Here is a 20,971-nt window from a genome sequence, read left to right as displayed (position 1 = left end):
AAAACTAAAGTCGTTCAAGCAGCCAGCGACGTGCATAGCACAACCTCTCTTGAAGCTTTAGCAAACGACCTTCAGGGCATCAAAAACCACCTTGTAAATATCGCAAATACCTCTATAAATGGGCAGTGCTGCGGTTTATAACGATGCTATGAGGCTTGATTATGAAGCGACCACTCTCACTCAAGTGGCTGATGCTACTGGTAAGTCAGTGAATTTTGCGAAAAACACAGACAATGCACTGAAAGAATTTGAAAAACAGCTTGAAAATTTTAAAACTAAAGTCGTTCAAGCAGCCAGCGACGTGCATAGCACAACCTCTCTTGAAGCTTTAGCAAACGACCTTCAGGGCATCAAAAACCACCTTGTAAATATCGCAAATACCTCTATAAATGGGCAGTTTTTATTCTCAGGAAGTGCTGTGGATACTAAGCCGATCGATGGCTCAGGCAAATATCAAGGCAACCGCGACTATATGAAAACTTCAGCTGGTGCGCAGGTTGAGCTACCTTACAACATCCCGGGATTTGATCTATTTTTAGGAAAAGATGGTGACTACAACAAAATTTTAACAACAAATGTGATGCTAGCTGATCAAACTAGAACCGACATCTCTTATGCGCCAAAATATCTTAATGAAAATAGCAAGATAAAACATATGATCGGTCTAAACTACGCAAGCGACTCAGTTGTGGGCAGTGACGGCTCTTATAAAGGCACGATCGAGCCTGATTATGACTTTTTGGATACTTCAAATGTAAATTTCCCTGACACATACTTTTTCATGCAGGGCAAAAAGCCAGACGGCACGACATTTACGAGCAAATTTAAAATGAGTGCTGATACATCAATGGCTGGTTTGATGGAGAAGATCGGTATGGAATTTGGCAACACAAAGACAACAAAAGTTGTCGATGTGAGCATAAATAACGACGGACAATTTAATATAAAAGACCTTACTAAAGGCAATCAAACGATAGACTTTCACATGGTTGCAGCTACTTCTGTGGCGGCAAATCGTGGTGCGATAGCTCCAAACAATACTCTTGATACGGTAAATTCGCTACAAAGTCTTGAAAATATGGCAAATGCTGTGCCAAAAACGGTTCATATAACTGAATTTACAAAAAGCAAATACCTTGATAAAGATGGAAATTTAACAAACGCATTTGACTACGACAAGGTTAGATTTGAGCGAAAAGACAATGAGCTAATAGCAAATTTACCTCAAGTTGCTAGAAGAACGGGCGAGTTTGCAACTGATCAGACAAAGTTAAGCGAGGTTTCTGGCACAAAAGAGAGCTACAATAGAAATTTATACCCAAAAGATGTCGATGCTAGAAAGAGAGAGCTTTACAATATAGATAATCAAGAGATAGGTCTTCAAGTAAAATCAATAACTGGCACAATGTATGACATCAAAGTAAAAATGGGTGAAGCAGGTGGAGTAAATACCCCAGTGCAGTTTCAAATAACATCTACAACTGCTGCTGGTGTGGTATCTCCAACTAGAAATTTGACCGTCTATAACTCAGATGAATTTGGCAGTTACAGAACCTATGCAAGTGACTTTACATATCGTCAGCTAATGGATATCGTAGCAATGGCTGCAAGCGATAATATCCCTGATCCTCAAAACGTAGAAAATGCAAATTTCGACACAGACATCGAAAAGGTAAGAAGAGATCAAAACTACAACGCCTATAAAGACGCTTTGTCAAAGACTAAAGGCGCAGTAGAGGTAAATTTAGACGATAAGGGCAGGATGGTGCTAACTGACAAGACAAAATCTGTCACAAATATAGAGCTAACTATGTATGATGCGAAAAATGGAGATATATTTGACGGAGATAGCACTGGTATTAATACAGCCGGCGTTGCAAGCCACCCTCAAGGCAAGGGCTCTGTTTTTAGCTTTAACGAAAACAATGCTTTAACTATCGATGAGCCAAGTACAAGTGTCTTTCAAGACCTTGATGATATGATATTTGCCGTTAGAAATGGCTACTATAGAGCAGACGCTAACAATCACGACCCACGAAATACAGGCATGCAAGGCGCTTTAAAAAGGCTAGATCACTTGGTAGATCATGCAAATAAAGAGCTTACAAAGATCGGCTCTCAAACCAAGCTTTTGACATCGACAAAAGAGCGTGCAGAGGTCATGAAAGTAAATGTACTAACTGTTAAAAATGACGTCATAGACGCAGACTATGCAGAGTCATACCTTAAATTTACACAGCTTTCACTCTCGTATCAAGCCACTCTTCAAGCAAGCGCGAAGATAAATCAACTAAGCTTGCTAAACTACCTAAACTAAAATGATAAATCAGCAGGCACAGCTTGCTGATTTTTTAAAAATTAAACTCAAGCGTGCTATAATAAGCCTTTTTAACAAAAGGATCTAAAATTTTAAGACATATATTATTTACCATTTTTGTTTGTTTTTTTGTATATTTTGGTATCGCTACGGCTGCTCCAACTGCTGATTTTGTAGGCTTGCTTGGACAAAGTCTTGGCGTTTTTAATATTAAATATTTTGGCCTTATCGCTTATGTTTATCCATTTTTACTTATCGTTTTAGGCTATTTTGTATATAAAAATTTTAAGAAATTTGACTTTGATTTTGCCCAGTTTGTAGTTGGGATTTTTCTATTTTTTATCGCATTTTTGATGTTTCAAGCGCTAAGTACTTCTGGAGCAAATAGTGGCGTGATAGGCGGCTTTATAGTCTCAGCTCTAAAAGAAGTCATCGGCGCTATCGGCACTGCGGTTGCTATACTTATGATATTTATCATCTCTCTTGGGCTTGCTTTTAGGGAGAATTTCATCATCGTTTTAAGAAAGGCTTTTGTAGATAAAGAGCCAAATAGCTATGAAGAAAAAAGCAGAGGCGTAAAAGAGGTAAGGGCAAGGCAGATACCAAAGATAGAGCGCAAAAAGCCAAAAGCCGAAGAGATAAAAGAAGAAGAGCTTATAGACGCTCAGGTGCTAAATGATGATGAGCCAAATTTAGATAGTGAGCCAGAATTTGAACCAGAGCCAGAGATGGAGCCGGCACAAGAGAGCAGACCTGCAACCATAGGCGGGGTTGAAATTTTAAATGAAGTGGCTGAAAACAAAAAACTTCTTGATCAAATAGAGCGTGGCAAGGTCGAAAAACCAAAAGACTTTGTCTTGCCGCCACTTAAATTTCTAAACGATCCTCCAAAGCGCTCGCACAATATAAATGAAGCCGAGATCGACCAGCAAATTTCAAATTTACTCGACAAACTGCGCAAATTTAAGATAGATGGCGACGTGGTGCGAACATATACTGGCCCTATCGTCACGACATTTGAGTTTCGCCCAGCCCCGCACATCAAGGTTAGTAAAATTCTCACTTTACAAGATGACCTAGCGATGGCGTTAAAGGCGCAAACGATCCGCATCCAGGCGCCGATCCCTGGCAAAGATGTCGTTGGCATCGAAGTGCCAAATCAAAATTTAGAGACGATCTATCTAAAAGAAATTTTAGAAAGCGAAGTCTTTAAAAATGCAAGCAGTCCGCTAACTATGGCTCTTGGTAAAGATATCGTGGGCGCTCCTTTTGTAACCGACCTTAAAAAGCTTCCACATTTGCTGATTGCTGGCACAACAGGATCAGGCAAAAGTGTGGGCATAAATGCGATGCTTTTAAGTTTGCTTTATAGAAATAGCCCACAAACTTTGCGCCTAATGATGATAGATCCAAAGATGCTTGAATTTAGCATATATAACGACATTCCACACCTTTTAACGCCGGTTATCACGGAGGCTAAAAAGGCAATCACAGCGCTTTCAAACATGGTCGCTGAGATGGAGCGAAGATACAAAATAATGAGTCAAACTCGCACAAAAAACATAGAGAGCTACAACGAAAAGATGAAGAGTGAAGGTGGCGAGCAGTTTCCATACATCGTCGTGATCATCGATGAGCTAGCCGATCTTATGATGACTAGTGGTAAAGACGTGGAGCTTTATATAGGACGCCTAGCGCAGATGGCAAGGGCTAGTGGCATACACTTGATAGTAGCGACCCAGCGCCCAAGTGTCGACGTCGTGACTGGCCTTATAAAGGCAAATTTACCAAGCAGGATAAGCTACAGAGTAGGGCAGAGGATCGATAGTAAGGTTATCCTTGATCAAATGGGAGCTGAGAGCTTGCTAGGGCGAGGAGATATGCTATTTACGCCTCCTGGAAGCCCTGGAGTGATCAGGCTACATGCGCCATTTGCGAGCGAAAAAGAGATCGAGACAATCGTAAATTTCTTAAAAGAGCAACAAGATGTGATTTACGATGAGAAATTTCTAGCAGAAGAGGGCTCTAGCGCAGGCTCAGCTGCTGGTGTGCTAGGTGAAGAAGAGCTTGATGAGCTTTATGAAGAGGCAAAAGAGATCATCCTAAGCGAGCAAAAAACATCTATCAGTTACCTACAAAGACGCTTAAAAATAGGCTACAACAAAGCTGCAAATATAATCGAACAGATGGAAAAAATGGGCGTTTTAAGCCCTGTAAATGCAAAGGGCCAGAGGGATATTTTAGTTTAAAAATGTTTTGACGACTAAAAGGTATTCAAATTTACTTATAAATTTGAATACTGTGTTGCTTGGCAATGCCTCTATAATACTCTTATATATAAAAAGCTTTTTAAAAGACTCACAGAGTTATCTTTAAACTAGGCATCAAGTTGGAGTTAATAAATAAAAATCCTTGTGATTTTATCGAGCTTCCAAAATTTGACAATAAAAGATACTTTGATTATCCGATATCTATTCAAAAACGTTTTATAAAAGCTATTTGAGAAAACACTGATGATAACTCTGATATATTCTTTTTCTTACTTCACGGCAGGCGTAAAAATGAAGTATTAAGCCTTAAATTTAGTGATATAAACTTTAAAACAAGAACTTATGCTATCCCTTTTAAGATCAATAAGGCTAAAAGAGATATGATCTACAAGATGAGTGATGAGCTATGCTCTAGGTTATATAAAAGGTATATAGTAGCTAAAGAGCAAAAACGTTTGAATGATTATATCTTTATCAATCCTATGACAGATGATAAATTTAAAGATTTACGTAAAAGCTGGGCTTCGCTTCTTAAAAGAAATAATCTACCAAAGATAAGATTGCACGATATTAGGCATTTAATCGGCACGTATTCAATTAATTATCTTAAAATTCCTATCGAGCAAGTATCATTTACACTAGGGCATACAAATATAATTACAACTCAAAAATACATTACTGCAAACGTTAAAAAATCTAAAGAAACTATCGAAATTTTGCTTAACTCAATTTCAGTTTAATTTAAGTGTTTTAAAAAGTGGCTCGGAGTGCCGATAAAATGGGTATTTGGTTGCGGAGGACGGATTTGAACCGCCGACCTTCGGGTTATGAGCCCGCAATCTTAAGGCTTTCTGTGATATTCTTATTAATTTAATAGGGAAATATGCAGGAAGCCCCTAGCCCTAAACTTTTACCTTTTTATGTCGTTAATAGGTTTGACTAATAGGAAGAATTGAGCCTATTCTTATTACTATTGTTAGCTTAGTTTAATCTTAATCGTGAAGATTTTAATCTTTTTACTCCCTAACACACGCCACCTATTGGAGAAGGCGAGAGGGGGTAAAGGATTGTAAAGGATTACTCTTAGATATCCATAGGATGGTAATAGAACTCTCTGTCTTTCTCTTAGTCTTACTAGAAGTCCATAAAGGAGGACAATATGACACTAGAGCAAAGACAATTAAATCTTGAACTTGAGGGCATCAACGAAGGTGTTGAGAAGATAAGAAAAGAAGTAGCTACTGCTAAAGCTAGAGGTGGCTATGGAGAGACTAAGGTTAGCTCAGTGCTTATCTATCAACTTATGCAGCCTTTTATGAAAGGTCTTATGGAATATAAGAAAAGTAAGCTAACACATAATGAAAGATTTATTAAAGACTTTATAGAGCGTATAGGATATGCTGAGGCTGGCTATATAACTCTAAAGATAATCTTTAATAGTGTATGTACTAAGCAGGTTAGATTAGTCTCCGTAGCCACAGCCATAGCTAAAGCTTTATTGGAAGAGTTAAATATAAAGAATTACAAGGCTGTTAATACAAGGATAGATATAACTGCTAGCTTCTATATTAAAAGCCAACTACAAAAACGTGTAAGTAAAGAAAAGATAGCTAAAGGCTTTCATAGATTTATGGATGAGACTGAGGACTTTACAAGAGAAACATTAGACACTAAAGAGCAACTCTTGATAGGTCAGAAGCTCTTAGACGTCCTTATAGCTTCTACTGGTGTATTTGAGATTGGTGATAAGAGAGAGGGCTTTAATAGAATATCAAAGACACTTACTCCTACAAAAGAGTTTAGAGAATACCTAACAAAGATAGAGGGAGAGTGTGAGCTTCTTACTCCTATACTCTATCCTATGCTTATTAAACCTAGACCACACGAAGCAGGAAAGCTTGGTGGTTTCTTAACTCCAGTATTACAAGTACCATTAGTAAAGAACCTCTCAGGTAAGCCTAGTAATTATCTAAAAGACTATGAGATGCCAAAGGTTTATAGGGCTATCAATGCACTACAAGACACTGCTTGGTGTATAAACAAGAGAGTGCTAGAGGTAGCTCAACATTTCATAGAACTCGACAAAGAGATACCTGAGCTTGAGATAACAAGTGGAACTGAGCTAGGATTTATCCCTAGACCTGTTGAACTACCTGAGAACGCTACTGATGAAGAGTATGAATATTTTAAAACTACATATCCTGAAGTCTATGCAGACTGGAAAAGGATAAGTAGAGCAACTTATAGAAAACAGATAAGTGATAGAGGTAAGAGGCTTCTTCTTGTGTCTTTGATAGCAACTGCTATGAAGTTTAAGGACGAGAAAGAGTTTTACTATTGCTACAACCTAGACTGGAGAGGCAGAATATATCCTATTCAAAGTGGTGGTTGTCCTAACCCACAAGGTAATGACTTATCTAAGGCTCTTCTTATGTTTGCTAATGGTGTAGCTCTAGGAGCTGAAGGGGCTAAATGGCTCTCAATGCTAGGTGCAAATGCTTTTGGAGATGATAAGCTCCCTATGAGTGAGAGATGGGCTTGGGCTAAGGCTCACGAGAAAGACATTCTAGCAGTAGCTGCTGACCCCTACGCAAACACTTGGTGGTTTAAAGCAAAAGGGTCATTTAAGTTTCTAGCTTTTTGTTTTGAATGGAGCGACTATGTAGCTAGTGGATATAGCCCTGAGTTTATTAGTTATCTACCTGTACCTCTTGATGGCTCTTGTAGTGGCATACAACACTTCTCAGCACTACTTCTTGATGAGAGGGGAGCACTAGCTACAAACGTTATCAACGGAGCTGAGGACAAACCCAATGACATCTATGCAGAGGTAGCAAAAGAAGTCTCAAAGGTTGTAGAGATAGATGCAGCCAATGGTGTGCTTGAAGCTAAACCTCTAGTGGGGAAAGTTGATAGAAGTGTAACAAAGAGAAATACTATGACTACTCCTTATGGTGCTAGTAGAGAGGGTATGAAAGAACAGCTACTATCTGAGCTTAATCCAAAAGACTACACTTTTGTTGATACAAGCTTTGCTAAGATGTGTGTATATCTAGCAGATAGAAACAGAGAAGGTATAGAGAAAGTTGTAGTAGCCTCAAAGGATGCTATGGCTTTTCTAAAGGATATGGCAAGAGTAGCAACAAAAGAAGATAAGCCACTATATTGGACTACTCCAAGTGGCTTCAAGGTAAAACAAGAGTATCGCAAGCTAACATCAAAGCTTGTTGAAACATATTGGGGAGGCACTAGAGTGAGACTAAGTGTAGAAGAAGAGGCAAAAGATAGTGATAAAAAGATAGATAGTAGAGTTACAACTAACGGGCAATCTCCTAACTACATACACTCAATGGACGCTTCGCATCTAGTCCTAACGATTGATGCTTGTCTTGATAAAGGTGTAGAGAACTTTGCAATGATACACGATAGCTTTGCAACTCACGCTGGAAACACTGATACTCTACGTGATACACTCCGTGAAGAGTTTGTAAAGATGTATAGTGAGAATAACTTAGCAAAGTTTAAAGACGAGATAGCATCACAGCTCAGCCCTAAGAATGTTAAGAAGCTCCCTGAGCTACCTAAACAAGGCAACCTAGACATTACAAAAGTCCTAAACTCTACATACTTCTTTTCTTAGCCCTATCTTTTTAGGGCTTAACCTAATCTTAATCCATACCATTTTATAAAAAACAACTCCCTAACACACGCCACCTATTGGAAGAAAAACCTTGAGGAGGCGTTTTATGACTTCAAACAAAACAATCACAACAGCTTACAACAAACTAAAGAAAGGAGAACAGCTAAACACTAAGCTTTACTGGGAACTCGTAGCAATAGGGCTACATCCGTGTCAGTTAAAAGAGGCGATAGCTCAAGGCATCTCTTTAAAAACACTCATAAGACCAAAGACAGATGCACTAGATGCACCTAATAGAGTTTATGAAAGAGATGTAAAGAGGCTATTCAACAATGAAACATATATGAGACAGAATAAACATATTTGCTCATTAGACCAACTGCTACAAACTATATAAGGAGAACGACTATGGCAGAAACTAAAAAGAAACTTGCAAAACTTAATACACCTATTGGAGAAGCTAGATGGTGCTGGCTATATGAGCCTGATACTCGCTTTAAAGATGATGGAGAGTATCACGTAGATTTGGTGTTAAACGCTGAAAATCCAAAGGTAAAAGAGATAGTAGCAAAGATAAAGACTACCTATGATGACTTCAAAGCAACCCTAGATGACCCTAAGAAAGCTAAGAAAGAGCCTAAACATCTTGGCTTTGAGCCTGAGACTGATGACAATGGCGATGAGACTGGCAACTTAATATTCAAGTTTAAAGCTAAAGCTACCTTTGTAAATAAGAAAGGCGAGAGAGTAGAGAAGACACCTCCTGCTGTATTTGATAGCAAGCTAAAACAAATCAAAGAGCCTATATCAATCTACAATGGCACTACTATGATAGTTAATTTCAGTCCTAGTGGCTACTTCAATGGCACAAACAATGGCGTAACCTTGTATCTAAATGCAGTACAGATTATCAACCTTGTAAGTGGTGGTAATGGAGACGCTAAAGACTATGGCTTTGGAGAAGAAGAAGGATACAGCTCAACTCCGTCTATGGATGCAGACGATGACACAGATGAGGGCGAGGTAAATGACGAGGACTTCTAAACCACAGCTAAACAAACAAGGCGAAAGAGTTAGAAGTGGCTTTGAAGCAGCTCTTACTGATGAGCTAACTAAGTTTAACATCAAGTATGACTATGAAGCTGTAAAGATACCTTACCAACCCTTACAAAAGGTTAAGCATTATGTGCCTGACCTTGTGTTAGCCAATGGCATCATCGTGGAGATAAAGGGTAGATTTACAAGTCCTGATAGACAAAAGCATAAGGCTATCAAGGCTAACTACCCTGACCTAGACATCCGCTTCGTGTTTCAAAAGCAAGACCAAAAGATAAACAAAGGCTCTAAGACGTCCTATGCGATGTGGTGCAGAAGCAATGGCATTAAGTGTAGTGAGGGGCATATCCCTCCTGCTTGGATAGCTGAGCCTGTTAATGCTACTAATAAGGAGTACATAAAACAATGGGTAAAAAAATAATAATCAATCAAGAAAAACAAGTCCTTGAGTTTCTAAAGCTAGGGCTTACGCTTAACCCTGTGGTAGCTACAAGAGAGCTAGGACTAATAGGCTCAACCTTAGCATATCACATACACAACCTAAGGCATAAGGGGTGGGATATAGAGACAAGAATAAAGAGGTCAAAGTATAGTGGCAACAAGTATGCCGAGTATCATCTTGACCCATCTTGGAGACTTCTAAGTGAAGCAGAGAAACGAGAAGCCCTCAAAGGACAACGTAGCTTTCATATAAGAAACTTCAAGATTGATGACAGAGTAGAGCTTATAGATGGAACGAAAGGGAGCATAACAGGTATCTACAAATCAAACCTTCTAGTACTTGAAGATGAGAGTGGTAGAGAGAGCCTTATAAATCTAGCAGACATAGCTGTAAAACTAAGGAGATAGCTATGGCAGACTTTTTGAGGCACGAGCCTTGTGAGCTCTGTGGTAGTAGTGATGGTAAGGCTATATACTCTGATGGCTCTACGTACTGCTTCGTATGTGAAAAGGTAGGAAAGGTAGATGAAATGCAACAACAAACAACAAAACCTGAGCCAAAAGTAAAAGGCACTATGATAGCTAATGGCACAATCAAACCCCTTAACAAGAGAGAGATAAGCTATGCTACGTGTGCCTTTTGGAACTATCAGATAGGCAAGGATAGCAAAGGCAACACTTGTCAGATAGCAAACTACTATAACGATAAGCAAGAGGTCGTGGCTCAGAAGGTAAGGTATCCTGATAAGAGCTTTGCAGTACTTGGAGATAAGCACCTCCCATTATATGGAGCACAGCTTTGGAGCAAGGAGAACGCAAACGCTATCATCATCGTTGAGGGAGAGATAGACGCCCTTAGTGTCTCACAGGTTTATAACAACAAGCGACCAGTAGTAAGCATACCTAATGGAGCTCAAGGGGCTAAGAAAGCTCTAGCAAAACAACTTGACTATCTAAATCAATATGAGACTATCATCTTAGCTCTTGATAATGACGAGGTAGGACGTAAAGCAATGCTAGAGTGTGCCTCTTTGTTTAAAGCAGGGAGCGTTAAGCTATGCTATTGGAGTGGTGGCAAGGATGCTAATGAGATGCTTGTAAAAGGTATGCTAGCAGACATACATAAGAACATTAAAGAGGCTAAGGTATGGAGACCTGAGGGTATCATAAGCTCCAATGAGCTAGACCTAGAGGAGCTAATAGCACCTGTTAAACAAGGCATAGCTTATCCATATCCAAGACTTCAAGAGATGACACTTGGCTCAAGAGGTGGAGAGCTTATCATCTGGACTGCTGGTAGTGGCATAGGTAAATCAACAATACTTCGTGAGCTAGCTTATCACTTTGTGCTTGCAAATAAGAGTGCAAAGATAGGTATGATATTTCTTGAAGAGAACATTAAAAAGACAGCTCAAGCATTCATAGCTCTTGATAACAACATCCCATTAGCACAACTAAGATACAACCCTAGCTTACTTACTACTGATGAATGGCAAGCCTCTAAGGCTAAGCTCTTTGATAGTGGCAGGATAGTCTTTTATAGGCATTTTGGCTCATTAGAGAGCGAGCATTTACTTAGTGAGATACGCTATATGGTTGTAGGGCTTGGAGTAACTCACGTATTCTTAGACCACATAAGTATTGCTATAAGTGGTAATGAGAGCGACAATGAACGCAAGGACATTGATATGCTTATGACTTCTTTACGCTCACTTGTAGAAGAGACAGGTTGCCATATAGATGCAATAGTCCATCTTAAACGAACAAATAAAGGTAGCTTTAATGAAGGAGCTCAAGTAAGCCTATCAGACCTAAGAGGTAGTGGAGCACTAGAGCAACTAAGCGATAGTGTAATAGCCCTTGAGCGTAACCAACAAGCTGACGGAGATACTAAAGACATTTCAACACTACGTATCCTAAAGAACAGAGAGATAGGTATAACAGGTGTTGCAGATAGCCTAAGATATAACAGAGAGACAGGTAGGCTAGAAGCAATAGATGAAGATGACAACGAACACTTAAAGGTTGTTGAGACCAAAGTGGAGAACACAGACTTTTAGCAGAAAGGAGAGAAATGCTAGTTTTTGATATTGAGACTGATGGCTTACTAAATGAGCTATCCAAGATACACACAATGACTATCTATGACACGCAGACAAAACAATATAAGCGATATGACAAAGAGCATACTAGCGAAGGTGTAGCAAGATTAGATGGTGCAGAGGTTTGCGGACATAACATAATAGCCTTTGACATACCAGCTATAAAGAAGCTTTACCCCTCCTTTAAGCCTAAGAACGTCTTAGATACTCTTGTGATGGCTAGGCTAGCCCTAGCGGACATTAAGGAGTTAGACCTTGCAAAGAAAAACATAAGCACTAAGCTTTATGGCTCACACTCATTAAGAGCTTGGGGAGAACGCTTAGGAGTGCTAAAGGGAGACTACGGAGAGACTACTGACTGGCAAGAGTGGAGCGAAGAGATGAGTGACTACTGCGAGCAGGACGTTAGAGTTACCGTAGCCTTACTAGAGTATCTTAGTAAGTTTAACCTAGAGGATAGCTATGCCCTTACCCTAGAGCATAAAGTGCAAGAGGTCATATCAAGACAGGTAGCCTTTGGGTTTATGTTTGATAAGGAGAGAGCTGAGGACTTCTACATAATGCTCTTACAAAGACAAAGTGAGCTCTTAAAAGAGTTTAGAGAGCTGTTTCGACCAAGACTAGAAAGTGATGGAGAATTTACTCCAAAGGTCAATAACAAAACCAAAGGATACACAAAGGGTGTGCCATTTACGAAGCTAAAGCTAAAGGAGTTTAAGCCAAGCTCAGGAGCTGATATAGCTAAATTCTTTATAGAAAAATATAAATGGCATCCTGAAAGCTATACAGATACTAGAGAGCCAAAGGTTGATACAGAGGTCTTAGAACACCTAAGCTATCCTGAAGCTCCTAAGCTCTGTGAGTATCAGCTAATATCCAAAAGACTTTCACAGCTAGCTACTGGCTCACAAGCTCTTATAGGGTGCTGTGAGAGTGATGGACGTATTCACGGATATGTTAATAGCTGTGGAGCAGTAACTGGTAGGATGACCCACTCAAGACCAAACGTGGCACAAGTCCCTGCTGTAAAGATAGACAAAGATGGTAACTACCTTTATGGAGCAGCAGGAGAGTATCAAACAGAGTTTAGAGAGCTCTTTATAGTGCCTAAGGGCTACAAGCTAGTTGGCTGTGATGCTAGCGGACTTGAGCTTAGGACACTCTCACACTATCTAGCACGCTATGATGACGGAGCTTATGGACGTGAGGTAGTCAGTGGAGACATACACACAGCAAACCAAAAGGCTGCTGGACTACCTACAAGAAACTCAGCGAAGACTTTTATATATAGCTGGCTTTATGGCGGAGGAGACTTAAGGATAGGCTTAAGTATCAACAACCCCTTAGAGCAAGTTAGGAAACTTAAGGCTGAGTATCCTAAAAAATATGAAGAATACAAAAAGAGATTTCTAAAAGATAGCTTTACAAAGGATGGCAAGCATTACACTAAGGTAAGCAAAGGTAGATGGGTAGAGCTTAACTCTGACCTTATCTGCTATGCCATAGATGGTTGGCTTATAAAGGAGAGATTTCTAAAAAGCTTACCAGCTCTTACAAGTCTGCGTGAAGACGTAGCAGCTAAAGCAAAATCCCAAAAGTTTATTAAAGGTTTAGATGGCAGAACGCTAAAGATACGCTCAGCACACTCAGCTCTTAATGTGCTGCTTCAAAGTGCTGGAGCTATTGTGATGAAGCAGTATCTAGTAACCCTTGATGAACTCTTACAAAGGGAGCTAAAGGCTGGGATTGATTATGAGTTTGTGGCAAACATTCACGACGAGGTGCAAATCCAAGTCAAAGAAGAGTATGCCACTAGAGTTAGTGAGATATGCCTAAAAAGCTTTGAGCTTGTTACAGAGTTTTTTAAGTTTAGGATACCACTAGCAGGAGAAGCCAAGATAGGCAACTCTTGGAAAGAAACACACTGATAAAGGATAGTTGATGTTATTTGAAGAAAAGATAGATATTGCCCTTAATAGATTTATGCTTTCAAGCATTGTTGGCTTGGTAGCTATGATGATTTTTATAGAGGTAATAAGATGAGACTTGGCTCGCTATTTAGTGGGCTTGGGACTGCTGAGATAGCTACTAAGGCTGTGTTTGATGATGCTAGGTGTGTCTTTGCTTGTGAGATAGATAAGTATGCTAGAGCTAGCTTTGAAGCTAACGTCTCTTGTGAAGAGTTTTACAAAGATGTAAGAGAGATAGATGGCTCTAAATACAAAGACAAGATAGACATCTTAATAGGTGGTAGCCCTTGTCAAGACTTCTCTCTTGCAGGCTTAAGAGCAGGTATAGCAGGAGAAAGAGGACAGCTACTCTATGAATACCTAAGAGTTTTAAAAGAAGCTAGACCAAAGTATTTTATCTTTGAAAATGTCAAAGGACTTCTAAGCATAAACAAAGGTAAGACTTTTAACACATTACTAGAATACGTTAAAGAACTTGGATATTTCTTAACATATCAAATCCTTAACACTAAAGATTATGGGATACCTCAAAACAGAGAGAGACTATATTTAGTTGGGAGTAAAGAGGATTTAGGCATTAGCTTCAAAAAGCCTGTAAAGCTTACCAAGAGCATTAAAGACTTCTTGGATACTGATAACAATAAGTATCTAAACAAACCCTATGAACTCTTACCAAAACCCATAGGCTCATCTATCATTCAAGTAGCAAAGACAGATTGCTCTAGGGCAAATATGAGAAGGGTTTATAGCGTTGAGGGTGCTTCTCCGTGCTTATTAGCAGCAGCAGGAACAGGTGGAAACAATCAAGTTAAAGTGCTTATACAAGACAAGATAAGAGTTTTATCCCCTAGAGAATACCTAAGGCTTCAAGGCTTTGATGATAGCTACAAGATAGTTGTTAGTAACTCCCAGATGTATAAGCAAGCAGGAAATGCAATGAGCTTAAATGTGCTTACTATGGTTTTAGAAAGTATTAAAGAGGCTCATAAAGGTGTCTAGGAAGCTCTACAATCAACAAACGCTTCTTAGATGATAAATGATAGCCTTAAAGGGTTAAAAGCTCTCTAAGGCTCTGCAAATGATTTTAAAAGGATATATGATGATGATGACACTGGAAGAAAAGATAAAGATAATTACTGCTTACCATAACAAAGAGACAGTAGAACGTCTTTATGAATATGATGGAGTAGAGGTGTGGCAACCAGTAGGTTTAGATGCTTGGAACTTTGAATTAGGTCGGTATCGTATTAAACCTAACTCTGCACCTAAGTTTAAAGTAGGAGACGTATTAGTAGACAAAACTGAAGAAGGTAAAGCTAATCCAGCACTATATAAATGTACAGAAATAAGTAACGACTGGTACTACTTCGATGGTGGAGTTGGAAGAAGTAAAAAGTTTGCCCATAGTAACTTCATAGATATAAACGAAGTGCTATGGTTCTTTACTGGGGTAACTCCAGATAACGCTAATAAATTACTTAATACGACTATGACAACAATACCAGATATTCAAGAATACTATAAAGGACAGATAACAGATATTACACCTATGTACTCTATAGGATTTAGATTACCTATCAATAATAAGGAGACAGACAAATGACAACAGAAGAAAAGATAGAGCTTATCACAGCCTATGCTGAGGGTAAAATCGTGGATGCCTACGATACCATTTTTCAACGCTGGTTTGCAAAAGGCACGGATACTTGGGATTTTGATAGAGAGGAATACAGAATAAGACCCAACTCTGCACCCAAGTTTAAAGTGGGAGATAGATTAGTTTATAAATCAGACGAAGGTTATACAGACATTGAAGTATATGAGGTCACTGAAGCAACACAAGAGTTTTACAGGCTAGATGATATGGTAAATAAAACTCCTGAATATGTAGAGAAAGAGTTTATCAATGAACGAGATGTATTGTGGTGTTTTAATATTTACGATTATGTCTCTAAAAGATACTCTATATGCCTATTTAGAAAGACTATACCTGAAATGGATAAAGAGTTTGCAGCTAATCACGATACGCTTATGTGGAAGCCTATATATGCTCTTGGATTTAAACTAAAGGAGAACTAATGAGACCAAGATTTAGAGTTTGGGATAAAGAAGAAAAGAAAATGATATATGATGCAGAGCATACCTATGATAGCTATCCTGTTGATATATCCTCTTTTGGAATGATACTAGATTTACCTAACCTTTATGATGTTATGCAATACACAGGTATAAAGGATATTCATAGCAATAGGGTATTTGAGAGAGATATCGTAAGCTTTAGCACATTAAATGGCACAGAGCTTATAGGAGAAGTTAAATACTATGAGGATGGTGCAAGCTTTTTAATAACAGCTGAAGGGCGATATGCAGAATATCTTAATAATGTTTGTGATTTAGAAGTCTTAGGCAACGTCCATCAAAACAAGGAGTTACTCGATGCATAGCTTAAAAACACTTCAAAAATGGCTAGTTTTTCTTATATTCAGTCCTCTTTTCATTATCTCGTTTGTCCTTTACTTTGGACTATTAATCCCTCTGCTTGTAGTATGTATGCCAAAAGCAGTGTTGTCACGTATAAAAGAAGCACCAGAACCTTTTATGGAGTTTTGGGAAAACATTTATAACAGTGTGTGCTGGTATTACGAGAGGAGAGATAATGACTAACTTTAAACAAGAGACATTAGAGCTCATAGGAGACCATAAGATAGATGAATACAAGCTTGAATACGCAAGAGATTGGTATCTCTCTACTATTACCAGCTACAAAGGTAAGGGAGAAATCCCTTGGGATGGGATACAAAAAAGTATGCTTAACTATAATAAAGGCTATGGCTCGCAATACTGGAAAGGTTGGATAACCTTTAAAGATACCTCTGATTGGCTAGAGCGAGAGGAGTATGATGGCTCTGAGTGGTGGTCTTGGAGAAGAAGACCTAGTTTAAAACAAGAGGAGAGACAACTAGATGATAAAAATATATGAAGTCAGGATAATCAAAGATGACAGAACCTGCTTTCATCAATGCTTCTTTGATGAGAAGCTAGCAGAGTTTGAAGCAAATCAGCAAAACGAAAGAGCTATCAAAGAGAACGATACAGCCTTTTTCTTTGTTAAGCCTCACGTTGTAAAGGACAGCTATGACAAAGAATTACGAAGTTTATAGCTTTGATAGGAGCTTGAATGAAGCTAAGACAATAGCTGTATATGCATCACGTGTGGTTGCTTTTGCTAGAGTTAAAGAGCTTAACGATGCCCTTAAACCTAAAGAGAGAAGATATAAGGGCTACTACATAAAGGAGGTTTAAATGGACTTTAGAGACAAGGTATCAGGGATTGTAACAGACATAGCCACAACTCTAATAAAGAAAAATGAGAGCTATGGCAACTCTGCATTTGAGCCTGTGCGAATATTTAGCAAGGCTGATGAGCTAGAGGGTCTTAGAGTGCGTATAGATGACAAGCTAAGCCGTATAGCAAAAGGCAATGAAAGCTATAACGAAGATACTATAACTGACCTTATAGGCTATCTAATACTACTAAAAATAAAGGAGAGTGAAAAGTGATAAAAGGCAGCAAACAAAAGAGGATACTTGACTGGGCTTTAACAAGTGGAGACAGGACTGAGTTTAACGTTAGGGATGTAACTATGACCCTTACAGACATCTCTTCAGACTTTATGGCTAGTTATAGAGCTAACAATATGTCTGAGATGATTTATGAATACTGCTCTTACGTCTTTTGGCTAAGGGTGTTTCAAGCTAGGTTAATCTCAACATTTTACGGAGATGACTACATAGAGCATAGAGCTAACGTAGCCTACATAAATGATATGACTAATCAAGGGTTTCTAATGCTTGAGCTATTAAGCAAGGTAATCCCTGTTGGTAATGTAGATTTAAATATGGCTATGGAGTATCTCATTCGTGCCTATGAAGAAGGCAGAGACAAAGAGCAGTGCAAAGAGGACATAAAGGAGCTTATCTTTGGCGAGGAGATTATTAAAGAAAAATGATAAAACACTTATCATAGACGCAGATAGCTTGCTCTATGAGGCTGCTAGCGTTAATGAGAGCACCTTTGACTTCTCAGAGGATAACCAAGTAGTAGTCCTAGATGAAGAGGGAGCAAGAAAGAGTTTAGATGAAGCAATAGAGAAGCTAAAGGATAACACCAAATGCTCTAAGACACAGCTTTATCTTACAGGTAAAACCAACTTTAGGTATGACATCTTACCAACCTACAAACACAACAGAAAAGACCTACCAAAACCACAGCTCTTACCAATGCTAAAAGAGTATGCAGTAACCAAGTATGGTGCAAAGATAACCACTAAGATAGAAGCAGATGACGCCTGCTCTATACACCTTAGCAATGACCCAATAAATAACATCTTAGCTCATATAGACAAAGACCTAAACCAAGTTGAAGGAGAACACTACAACTGGCGTAAGGACTTAAGGTATGAGCTTAGCTACGCTCAAGGACAGCGCGTGTTTTTTACACAAGTGCTTACAGGAGATAGCACAGATGGTTATGGTGGGTGTAAAGGCATAGGTAAGAAAAAGGCTGAAGAAATCCTAAACGAATACCTAAAGTGGTCTATAAGCTTAGAAGGTAACAAGATAGTAAAGAAAGCACTACCTTGTAAAGATATTTGGGAGGCTATTCTCTCTTGGTATATGAAGCCTTACTATGACAAGTGTGAGGGCGACATAGATAATTACTTTATGTATGCCAATGATGATGCAATAGTCCAAGCTAGAGTAGCAAGGATGTTAAGAGTTGATGAGTTTAAAGGTGGTAAGCCTATTCTTTGGAGCTATGAACCACTTAATATTGACCTTAGAAACGCACATTTACCCACCCTTTAGAAACCCCCTAAAATAGGGCATTTGAAATCACACGCCACTTATAGGAGAAAAACACATTCTCCAAGGGGGGTAAGGGGGGTTATAGATTATCTTAAAGGAGAGTTATGGCTATACCTATAAGCATAGACCACGAGAGATTAATACTAGCTTTAAATGAAGCTTATCCTAGATTATCCATAAGAAACTCTAAGAGCCTTGACTTTAACCTAACTAAGAAAGAACTTTACTTTAAGCTAGGACAAAGAAGTGTTATAGACTTTTTAATAGATGAACTAGAGAAACTTAAACAAAGGAGAGATTAACTGATGAAACAGATTAACAAGATACCAACAAAGGAGGACAGATAATATGTGCGGAGGCGGAAAACACAGGTCACCAGACCCACAACCAGCACCACCACCAGCTGCTCCAGCAGAGACAGCTGAGTTAAAGGTAGGGGATAGTGACGATACAAAGAACCAAAGAAAGAAACGCAAGGGTAGCTCAAGGCTTACCATACCAATCCAAAAGACAACTGATAGCTCCACAGGCTTAAACGTAATGAGCTAGAGGGGGTTAAATGGTAGAGGTAACATCTCTAGCTACAAGATACAAACAGCTAGAAAATAAACGCAGTAGTGTCCTAGAGAGAGCAAGAGAGTGTGCTAAGCTAACTATACCTTCATTACTACCTCCTGATGGTAGTGACGAGCAAACAAAGCTTTATAAACCCTTTCAATCACAAGGAGCTAGAGGTGTTAATACATTAGCTTCAAAGCTTATGCTAACGCTATTACCACCAAATAGCCCCTTCTTTAGATTTACTATTGACCCTAGCTTAATCCAAGAGGGCTCTAAGAGTGAAGATGTAGAAGCTACATTATCACAGATGGAGAGTGTGCTTGTAAATCACATTGAAGCTAGTGGAGAGAGGGTGCAAATCTTTCAATTCTTAAGGCTATTAATCATTACAGGTAACGCCCTTTTATACTTCCCTAGTGACGTTAAAGGCGCATCCCTTAAGATTTATAGACTAGACCAATACGTTTGTCAAAGAGACCCCTTAGGCAATCTACTAGAGTTTCTGATAAAAGAGCAGATAGCCCCTATGGCTATTACTGATGAAACTATCAGAAACGCAGTACTAGCTAAGACAAAGCAACTAGAAAGCTCAAAGAACTATGTGGAGCTTTATACAAGGGTATATCTTGATAAGGACAAAGACAAGTGGATAACAGCTCAAGAAGTAAGTGGCTTTAGCTTACCTGAAGCTGATGGAGAGTTTGAGAAAGATGAGCTACCTTATCTAGCTCTTAGGTGGTCTGCACTGCCTAATGAGAACTATGGTAGAAGTTATGTAGATGAAGTCATAGGAGACTTAAGGAGCTTAGAGGGCTTATCTCAAGCAAGGCTAGAAGCTAGCAGTGCAAGTGCTAAGGTATTATTCTTTGTAGCACCTAATGGCACAACTAGAAGCGTTGATATAGCAAATGCTGAGAACCTAGAGGTGCTTGAAGGTAATGCAGAAGATGTTAGTGTGCTTCAAGTAAATAAGAACGCAGACATTGCAACCATAAGAGAGAGCGTTAATGACCTTAAGCAAGACCTAGCATTTCACTTTATGATGAATTCTAGCATACAAAGGCAGGCTGAAAGAGTAACAGCTGAAGAGATAAGGACAATGGCAAGTGAGCTTGAAGAGAGCTTAGGTGGTACGTATAGCGTGTTATCTCAGGAGTTTCAACTCCCTTACATAAAGCTAAAGATACAAAAGCTAAGAGAGAGTGGAGCATTCCCTGAAGGTAGTGAGAATATAGAACCACTTATTACAACAGGCTTAGAGGGCTTAGGTAGAGGACAAGACTATAACAAGATTATAACCTTTATGCAAACAGCTAGCACCTTAGCACCACAAGCAGCTTCTATGCTTAACTATGAGTACGTACTAAAGAGCCTAGCTACATCGCTTGGCATAAAAGATACTGACATACTCTTGGATGCTGACACCATAGCACAGCAACAACAACAAGCTCAGCAACAAGAGCTTATGAGTAAAGCTACTCCAAACCTAGTGAGTGGCATTAGTAAAGCTATGACAGACCCAAGTGTAATGCAACAAATGACACAAACGCAACAAGGAGATATAAATGGCTAAGAATACTAGCAAGAACGAACAAGAGAACAATGAGAACCTAGAGCAAGCTAAACCTAACACTGACAGTCTAGCAGTAGAAGCTAAGGGCTTTAGTGAGAGTGAAGAGTTTAAGGTAGGCAAGGCTAATCCAGTGGAGAACACTGATGATACTCAGGTAATCATTAGATTTTAA

The 20,971-nt window shown here is 39.0% G+C and carries 24 protein-coding genes; all 24 read left to right on the top strand.

Going from position 1 to position 20,971, the window contains the following annotated elements; genetic code table 11:
* The first annotated feature begins 118 nt into the window (after positions 1 to 118).
* The 24 genes from G6W43_RS07165 (at position 119) to G6W43_RS07050 (ending at position 20,971) form a co-directional block, all read left to right on the top strand.
* A complete protein-coding gene (locus G6W43_RS07165) occupies positions 119 to 2,317 on the top strand; it encodes a flagellin (protein WP_242047638.1) in 2,199 nt (732 codons plus the stop codon).
* A gap of 89 nt (positions 2,318 to 2,406) precedes the next feature.
* Complete coding sequence (locus tag G6W43_RS07160) at positions 2,407 to 4,566, top strand: FtsK/SpoIIIE family DNA translocase (RefSeq protein ID WP_342672225.1); 2,160 nt, start codon at positions 2,407 to 2,409, stop codon at positions 4,564 to 4,566.
* A 278-nt stretch (positions 4,567 to 4,844) separates the two neighbouring features.
* Entirely contained in the window at positions 4,845 to 5,327 is a 483-nt protein-coding gene (locus G6W43_RS10640) for a tyrosine-type recombinase/integrase (protein WP_342672224.1), read from the top strand.
* Between the two features lie 758 nt (positions 5,328 to 6,085).
* Positions 6,086 to 8,227, top strand: a complete 2,142-nt coding sequence (locus G6W43_RS07150) for a DNA-directed RNA polymerase (protein WP_428844941.1) — start codon at positions 6,086 to 6,088, stop codon at positions 8,225 to 8,227.
* A 91-nt stretch (positions 8,228 to 8,318) separates the two neighbouring features.
* Positions 8,319 to 8,624: a hypothetical protein gene (locus tag G6W43_RS07145; protein WP_194169482.1), complete on the top strand. Its 306-nt coding sequence runs from the start codon at positions 8,319 to 8,321 to the stop codon at positions 8,622 to 8,624.
* Positions 8,625 to 8,635: 11 nt separating this feature from the next.
* The gene (locus tag G6W43_RS07140; protein ID WP_194169481.1) at positions 8,636 to 9,271 is read left to right on the top strand and encodes an ssDNA-binding protein; all 636 of its coding nucleotides are present in this window, start codon (positions 8,636 to 8,638) and stop codon (positions 9,269 to 9,271) included.
* On the top strand, positions 9,255 to 9,704 hold the full coding sequence (locus G6W43_RS07135; protein ID WP_194169480.1) for a GxxExxY protein: 450 nt from the start codon (positions 9,255 to 9,257) through the stop codon (positions 9,702 to 9,704). The genes G6W43_RS07140 and G6W43_RS07135 overlap by 17 nt, the downstream gene beginning before the upstream one ends.
* Positions 9,689 to 10,132: a helix-turn-helix domain-containing protein gene (locus tag G6W43_RS07130; RefSeq protein WP_194169479.1), complete on the top strand. Its 444-nt coding sequence runs from the start codon at positions 9,689 to 9,691 to the stop codon at positions 10,130 to 10,132. Before G6W43_RS07135 ends, G6W43_RS07130 begins: the two co-directional genes overlap by 16 nt.
* A gap of 2 nt (positions 10,133 to 10,134) precedes the next feature.
* A complete protein-coding gene (locus G6W43_RS07125; protein ID WP_194169478.1) occupies positions 10,135 to 11,784 on the top strand; it encodes a DnaB-like helicase C-terminal domain-containing protein in 1,650 nt (549 codons plus the stop codon).
* Between the two features lie 14 nt (positions 11,785 to 11,798).
* Complete coding sequence (locus G6W43_RS07120) at positions 11,799 to 13,754, top strand: DNA polymerase (protein WP_194169477.1); 1,956 nt, start codon at positions 11,799 to 11,801, stop codon at positions 13,752 to 13,754.
* 111 nt (positions 13,755 to 13,865) lie between these two features.
* The gene (locus tag G6W43_RS07115; RefSeq protein WP_194169476.1) at positions 13,866 to 14,795 is read left to right on the top strand and encodes a DNA cytosine methyltransferase; all 930 of its coding nucleotides are present in this window, start codon (positions 13,866 to 13,868) and stop codon (positions 14,793 to 14,795) included.
* Between the two features lie 100 nt (positions 14,796 to 14,895).
* The gene (locus G6W43_RS07110) at positions 14,896 to 15,399 is read left to right on the top strand and encodes a hypothetical protein (RefSeq protein ID WP_194169475.1); all 504 of its coding nucleotides are present in this window, start codon (positions 14,896 to 14,898) and stop codon (positions 15,397 to 15,399) included.
* Complete coding sequence (locus G6W43_RS07105) at positions 15,396 to 15,875, top strand: hypothetical protein (RefSeq protein WP_194169474.1); 480 nt, start codon at positions 15,396 to 15,398, stop codon at positions 15,873 to 15,875. The genes G6W43_RS07110 and G6W43_RS07105 overlap by 4 nt, the downstream gene beginning before the upstream one ends.
* Positions 15,875 to 16,240 (top strand): YopX family protein, encoded by a 366-nt coding sequence (locus G6W43_RS07100; RefSeq protein WP_194169473.1) that lies wholly within the window; start codon positions 15,875 to 15,877, stop codon positions 16,238 to 16,240. The genes G6W43_RS07105 and G6W43_RS07100 overlap by 1 nt, the downstream gene beginning before the upstream one ends.
* Positions 16,241 to 16,452: 212 nt before the next feature.
* Positions 16,453 to 16,776 (top strand): hypothetical protein, encoded by a 324-nt coding sequence (locus G6W43_RS07095; RefSeq protein ID WP_194169472.1) that lies wholly within the window; start codon positions 16,453 to 16,455, stop codon positions 16,774 to 16,776.
* Positions 16,760 to 16,957, top strand: a complete 198-nt coding sequence (locus G6W43_RS07090) for a hypothetical protein (protein WP_103575724.1) — start codon at positions 16,760 to 16,762, stop codon at positions 16,955 to 16,957. The genes G6W43_RS07095 and G6W43_RS07090 overlap by 17 nt, the downstream gene beginning before the upstream one ends.
* Positions 16,932 to 17,099 (top strand): hypothetical protein, encoded by a 168-nt coding sequence (locus tag G6W43_RS07085; RefSeq protein ID WP_194169471.1) that lies wholly within the window; start codon positions 16,932 to 16,934, stop codon positions 17,097 to 17,099. Before G6W43_RS07090 ends, G6W43_RS07085 begins: the two co-directional genes overlap by 26 nt.
* On the top strand, positions 17,100 to 17,357 hold the full coding sequence (locus tag G6W43_RS07080; protein WP_194169470.1) for a hypothetical protein: 258 nt from the start codon (positions 17,100 to 17,102) through the stop codon (positions 17,355 to 17,357).
* Positions 17,354 to 17,806 carry a hypothetical protein gene (locus tag G6W43_RS07075; protein WP_194169469.1) on the top strand — a complete coding sequence of 151 codons (453 nt, stop codon included), beginning with the start codon at positions 17,354 to 17,356 and terminating at the stop codon, positions 17,804 to 17,806. The genes G6W43_RS07080 and G6W43_RS07075 overlap by 4 nt, the downstream gene beginning before the upstream one ends.
* Positions 17,778 to 18,665 carry a hypothetical protein gene (locus G6W43_RS07070; protein WP_194169468.1) on the top strand — a complete coding sequence of 296 codons (888 nt, stop codon included), beginning with the start codon at positions 17,778 to 17,780 and terminating at the stop codon, positions 18,663 to 18,665. The genes G6W43_RS07075 and G6W43_RS07070 overlap by 29 nt, the downstream gene beginning before the upstream one ends.
* Positions 18,666 to 18,769: 104 nt before the next feature.
* Positions 18,770 to 18,967, top strand: a complete 198-nt coding sequence (locus G6W43_RS07065; protein ID WP_194169467.1) for a hypothetical protein — start codon at positions 18,770 to 18,772, stop codon at positions 18,965 to 18,967.
* Between the two features lie 46 nt (positions 18,968 to 19,013).
* Positions 19,014 to 19,214: a hypothetical protein gene (locus tag G6W43_RS07060; RefSeq protein WP_103575730.1), complete on the top strand. Its 201-nt coding sequence runs from the start codon at positions 19,014 to 19,016 to the stop codon at positions 19,212 to 19,214.
* Between the two features lie 10 nt (positions 19,215 to 19,224).
* The gene (locus tag G6W43_RS07055; protein ID WP_194169466.1) at positions 19,225 to 20,799 is read left to right on the top strand and encodes a portal protein; all 1,575 of its coding nucleotides are present in this window, start codon (positions 19,225 to 19,227) and stop codon (positions 20,797 to 20,799) included.
* A complete protein-coding gene (locus tag G6W43_RS07050; protein ID WP_194169465.1) occupies positions 20,792 to 20,971 on the top strand; it encodes a hypothetical protein in 180 nt (59 codons plus the stop codon). Before G6W43_RS07055 ends, G6W43_RS07050 begins: the two co-directional genes overlap by 8 nt.

The organism is Campylobacter concisus, from assembly GCF_015229965.1.
Classification (GTDB): Bacteria; Campylobacterota; Campylobacteria; order Campylobacterales; family Campylobacteraceae; genus Campylobacter_A; species Campylobacter_A concisus_BD.
Note: the sequence above shows the minus strand (reverse complement) of the source record. Positions and strands in the feature narration are given on the sequence as shown.

Bases quoted from the DNA above. Each gene is read 5' to 3' on its own strand.
- G6W43_RS07165 (WP_242047638.1), top strand. From the start codon at position 119: ATGGGCAGTGCTGCGGTTTATAACGATGCTATGAGGCTTGATTATGAA.
- G6W43_RS07140 (WP_194169481.1), top strand. From the start codon at position 8,636: ATGGCAGAAACTAAAAAGAAACTTGCAAAACTTAATACACCTATTGGA.
- G6W43_RS07135 (WP_194169480.1), top strand. From the start codon at position 9,255: ATGACGAGGACTTCTAAACCACAGCTAAACAAACAAGGCGAAAGAGTT.
- G6W43_RS07130 (WP_194169479.1), top strand. From the start codon at position 9,689: ATGGGTAAAAAAATAATAATCAATCAAGAAAAACAAGTCCTTGAGTTT.
- G6W43_RS07125 (WP_194169478.1), top strand. From the start codon at position 10,135: ATGGCAGACTTTTTGAGGCACGAGCCTTGTGAGCTCTGTGGTAGTAGT.
- G6W43_RS07120 (WP_194169477.1), top strand. From the start codon at position 11,799: ATGCTAGTTTTTGATATTGAGACTGATGGCTTACTAAATGAGCTATCC.
- G6W43_RS07115 (WP_194169476.1), top strand. From the start codon at position 13,866: ATGAGACTTGGCTCGCTATTTAGTGGGCTTGGGACTGCTGAGATAGCT.
- G6W43_RS07110 (WP_194169475.1), top strand. From the start codon at position 14,896: ATGATGATGACACTGGAAGAAAAGATAAAGATAATTACTGCTTACCAT.
- G6W43_RS07105 (WP_194169474.1), top strand. From the start codon at position 15,396: ATGACAACAGAAGAAAAGATAGAGCTTATCACAGCCTATGCTGAGGGT.
- G6W43_RS07100 (WP_194169473.1), top strand. From the start codon at position 15,875: ATGAGACCAAGATTTAGAGTTTGGGATAAAGAAGAAAAGAAAATGATA.
- G6W43_RS07095 (WP_194169472.1), top strand. From the start codon at position 16,453: ATGACTAACTTTAAACAAGAGACATTAGAGCTCATAGGAGACCATAAG.
- G6W43_RS07090 (WP_103575724.1), top strand. From the start codon at position 16,760: ATGATAAAAATATATGAAGTCAGGATAATCAAAGATGACAGAACCTGC.
- G6W43_RS07085 (WP_194169471.1), top strand. From the start codon at position 16,932: ATGACAAAGAATTACGAAGTTTATAGCTTTGATAGGAGCTTGAATGAA.
- G6W43_RS07080 (WP_194169470.1), top strand. From the start codon at position 17,100: ATGGACTTTAGAGACAAGGTATCAGGGATTGTAACAGACATAGCCACA.
- G6W43_RS07065 (WP_194169467.1), top strand. From the start codon at position 18,770: ATGGCTATACCTATAAGCATAGACCACGAGAGATTAATACTAGCTTTA.
- G6W43_RS07060 (WP_103575730.1), top strand. From the start codon at position 19,014: ATGTGCGGAGGCGGAAAACACAGGTCACCAGACCCACAACCAGCACCA.
- G6W43_RS07055 (WP_194169466.1), top strand. From the start codon at position 19,225: ATGGTAGAGGTAACATCTCTAGCTACAAGATACAAACAGCTAGAAAAT.
- G6W43_RS07050 (WP_194169465.1), top strand. From the start codon at position 20,792: ATGGCTAAGAATACTAGCAAGAACGAACAAGAGAACAATGAGAACCTA.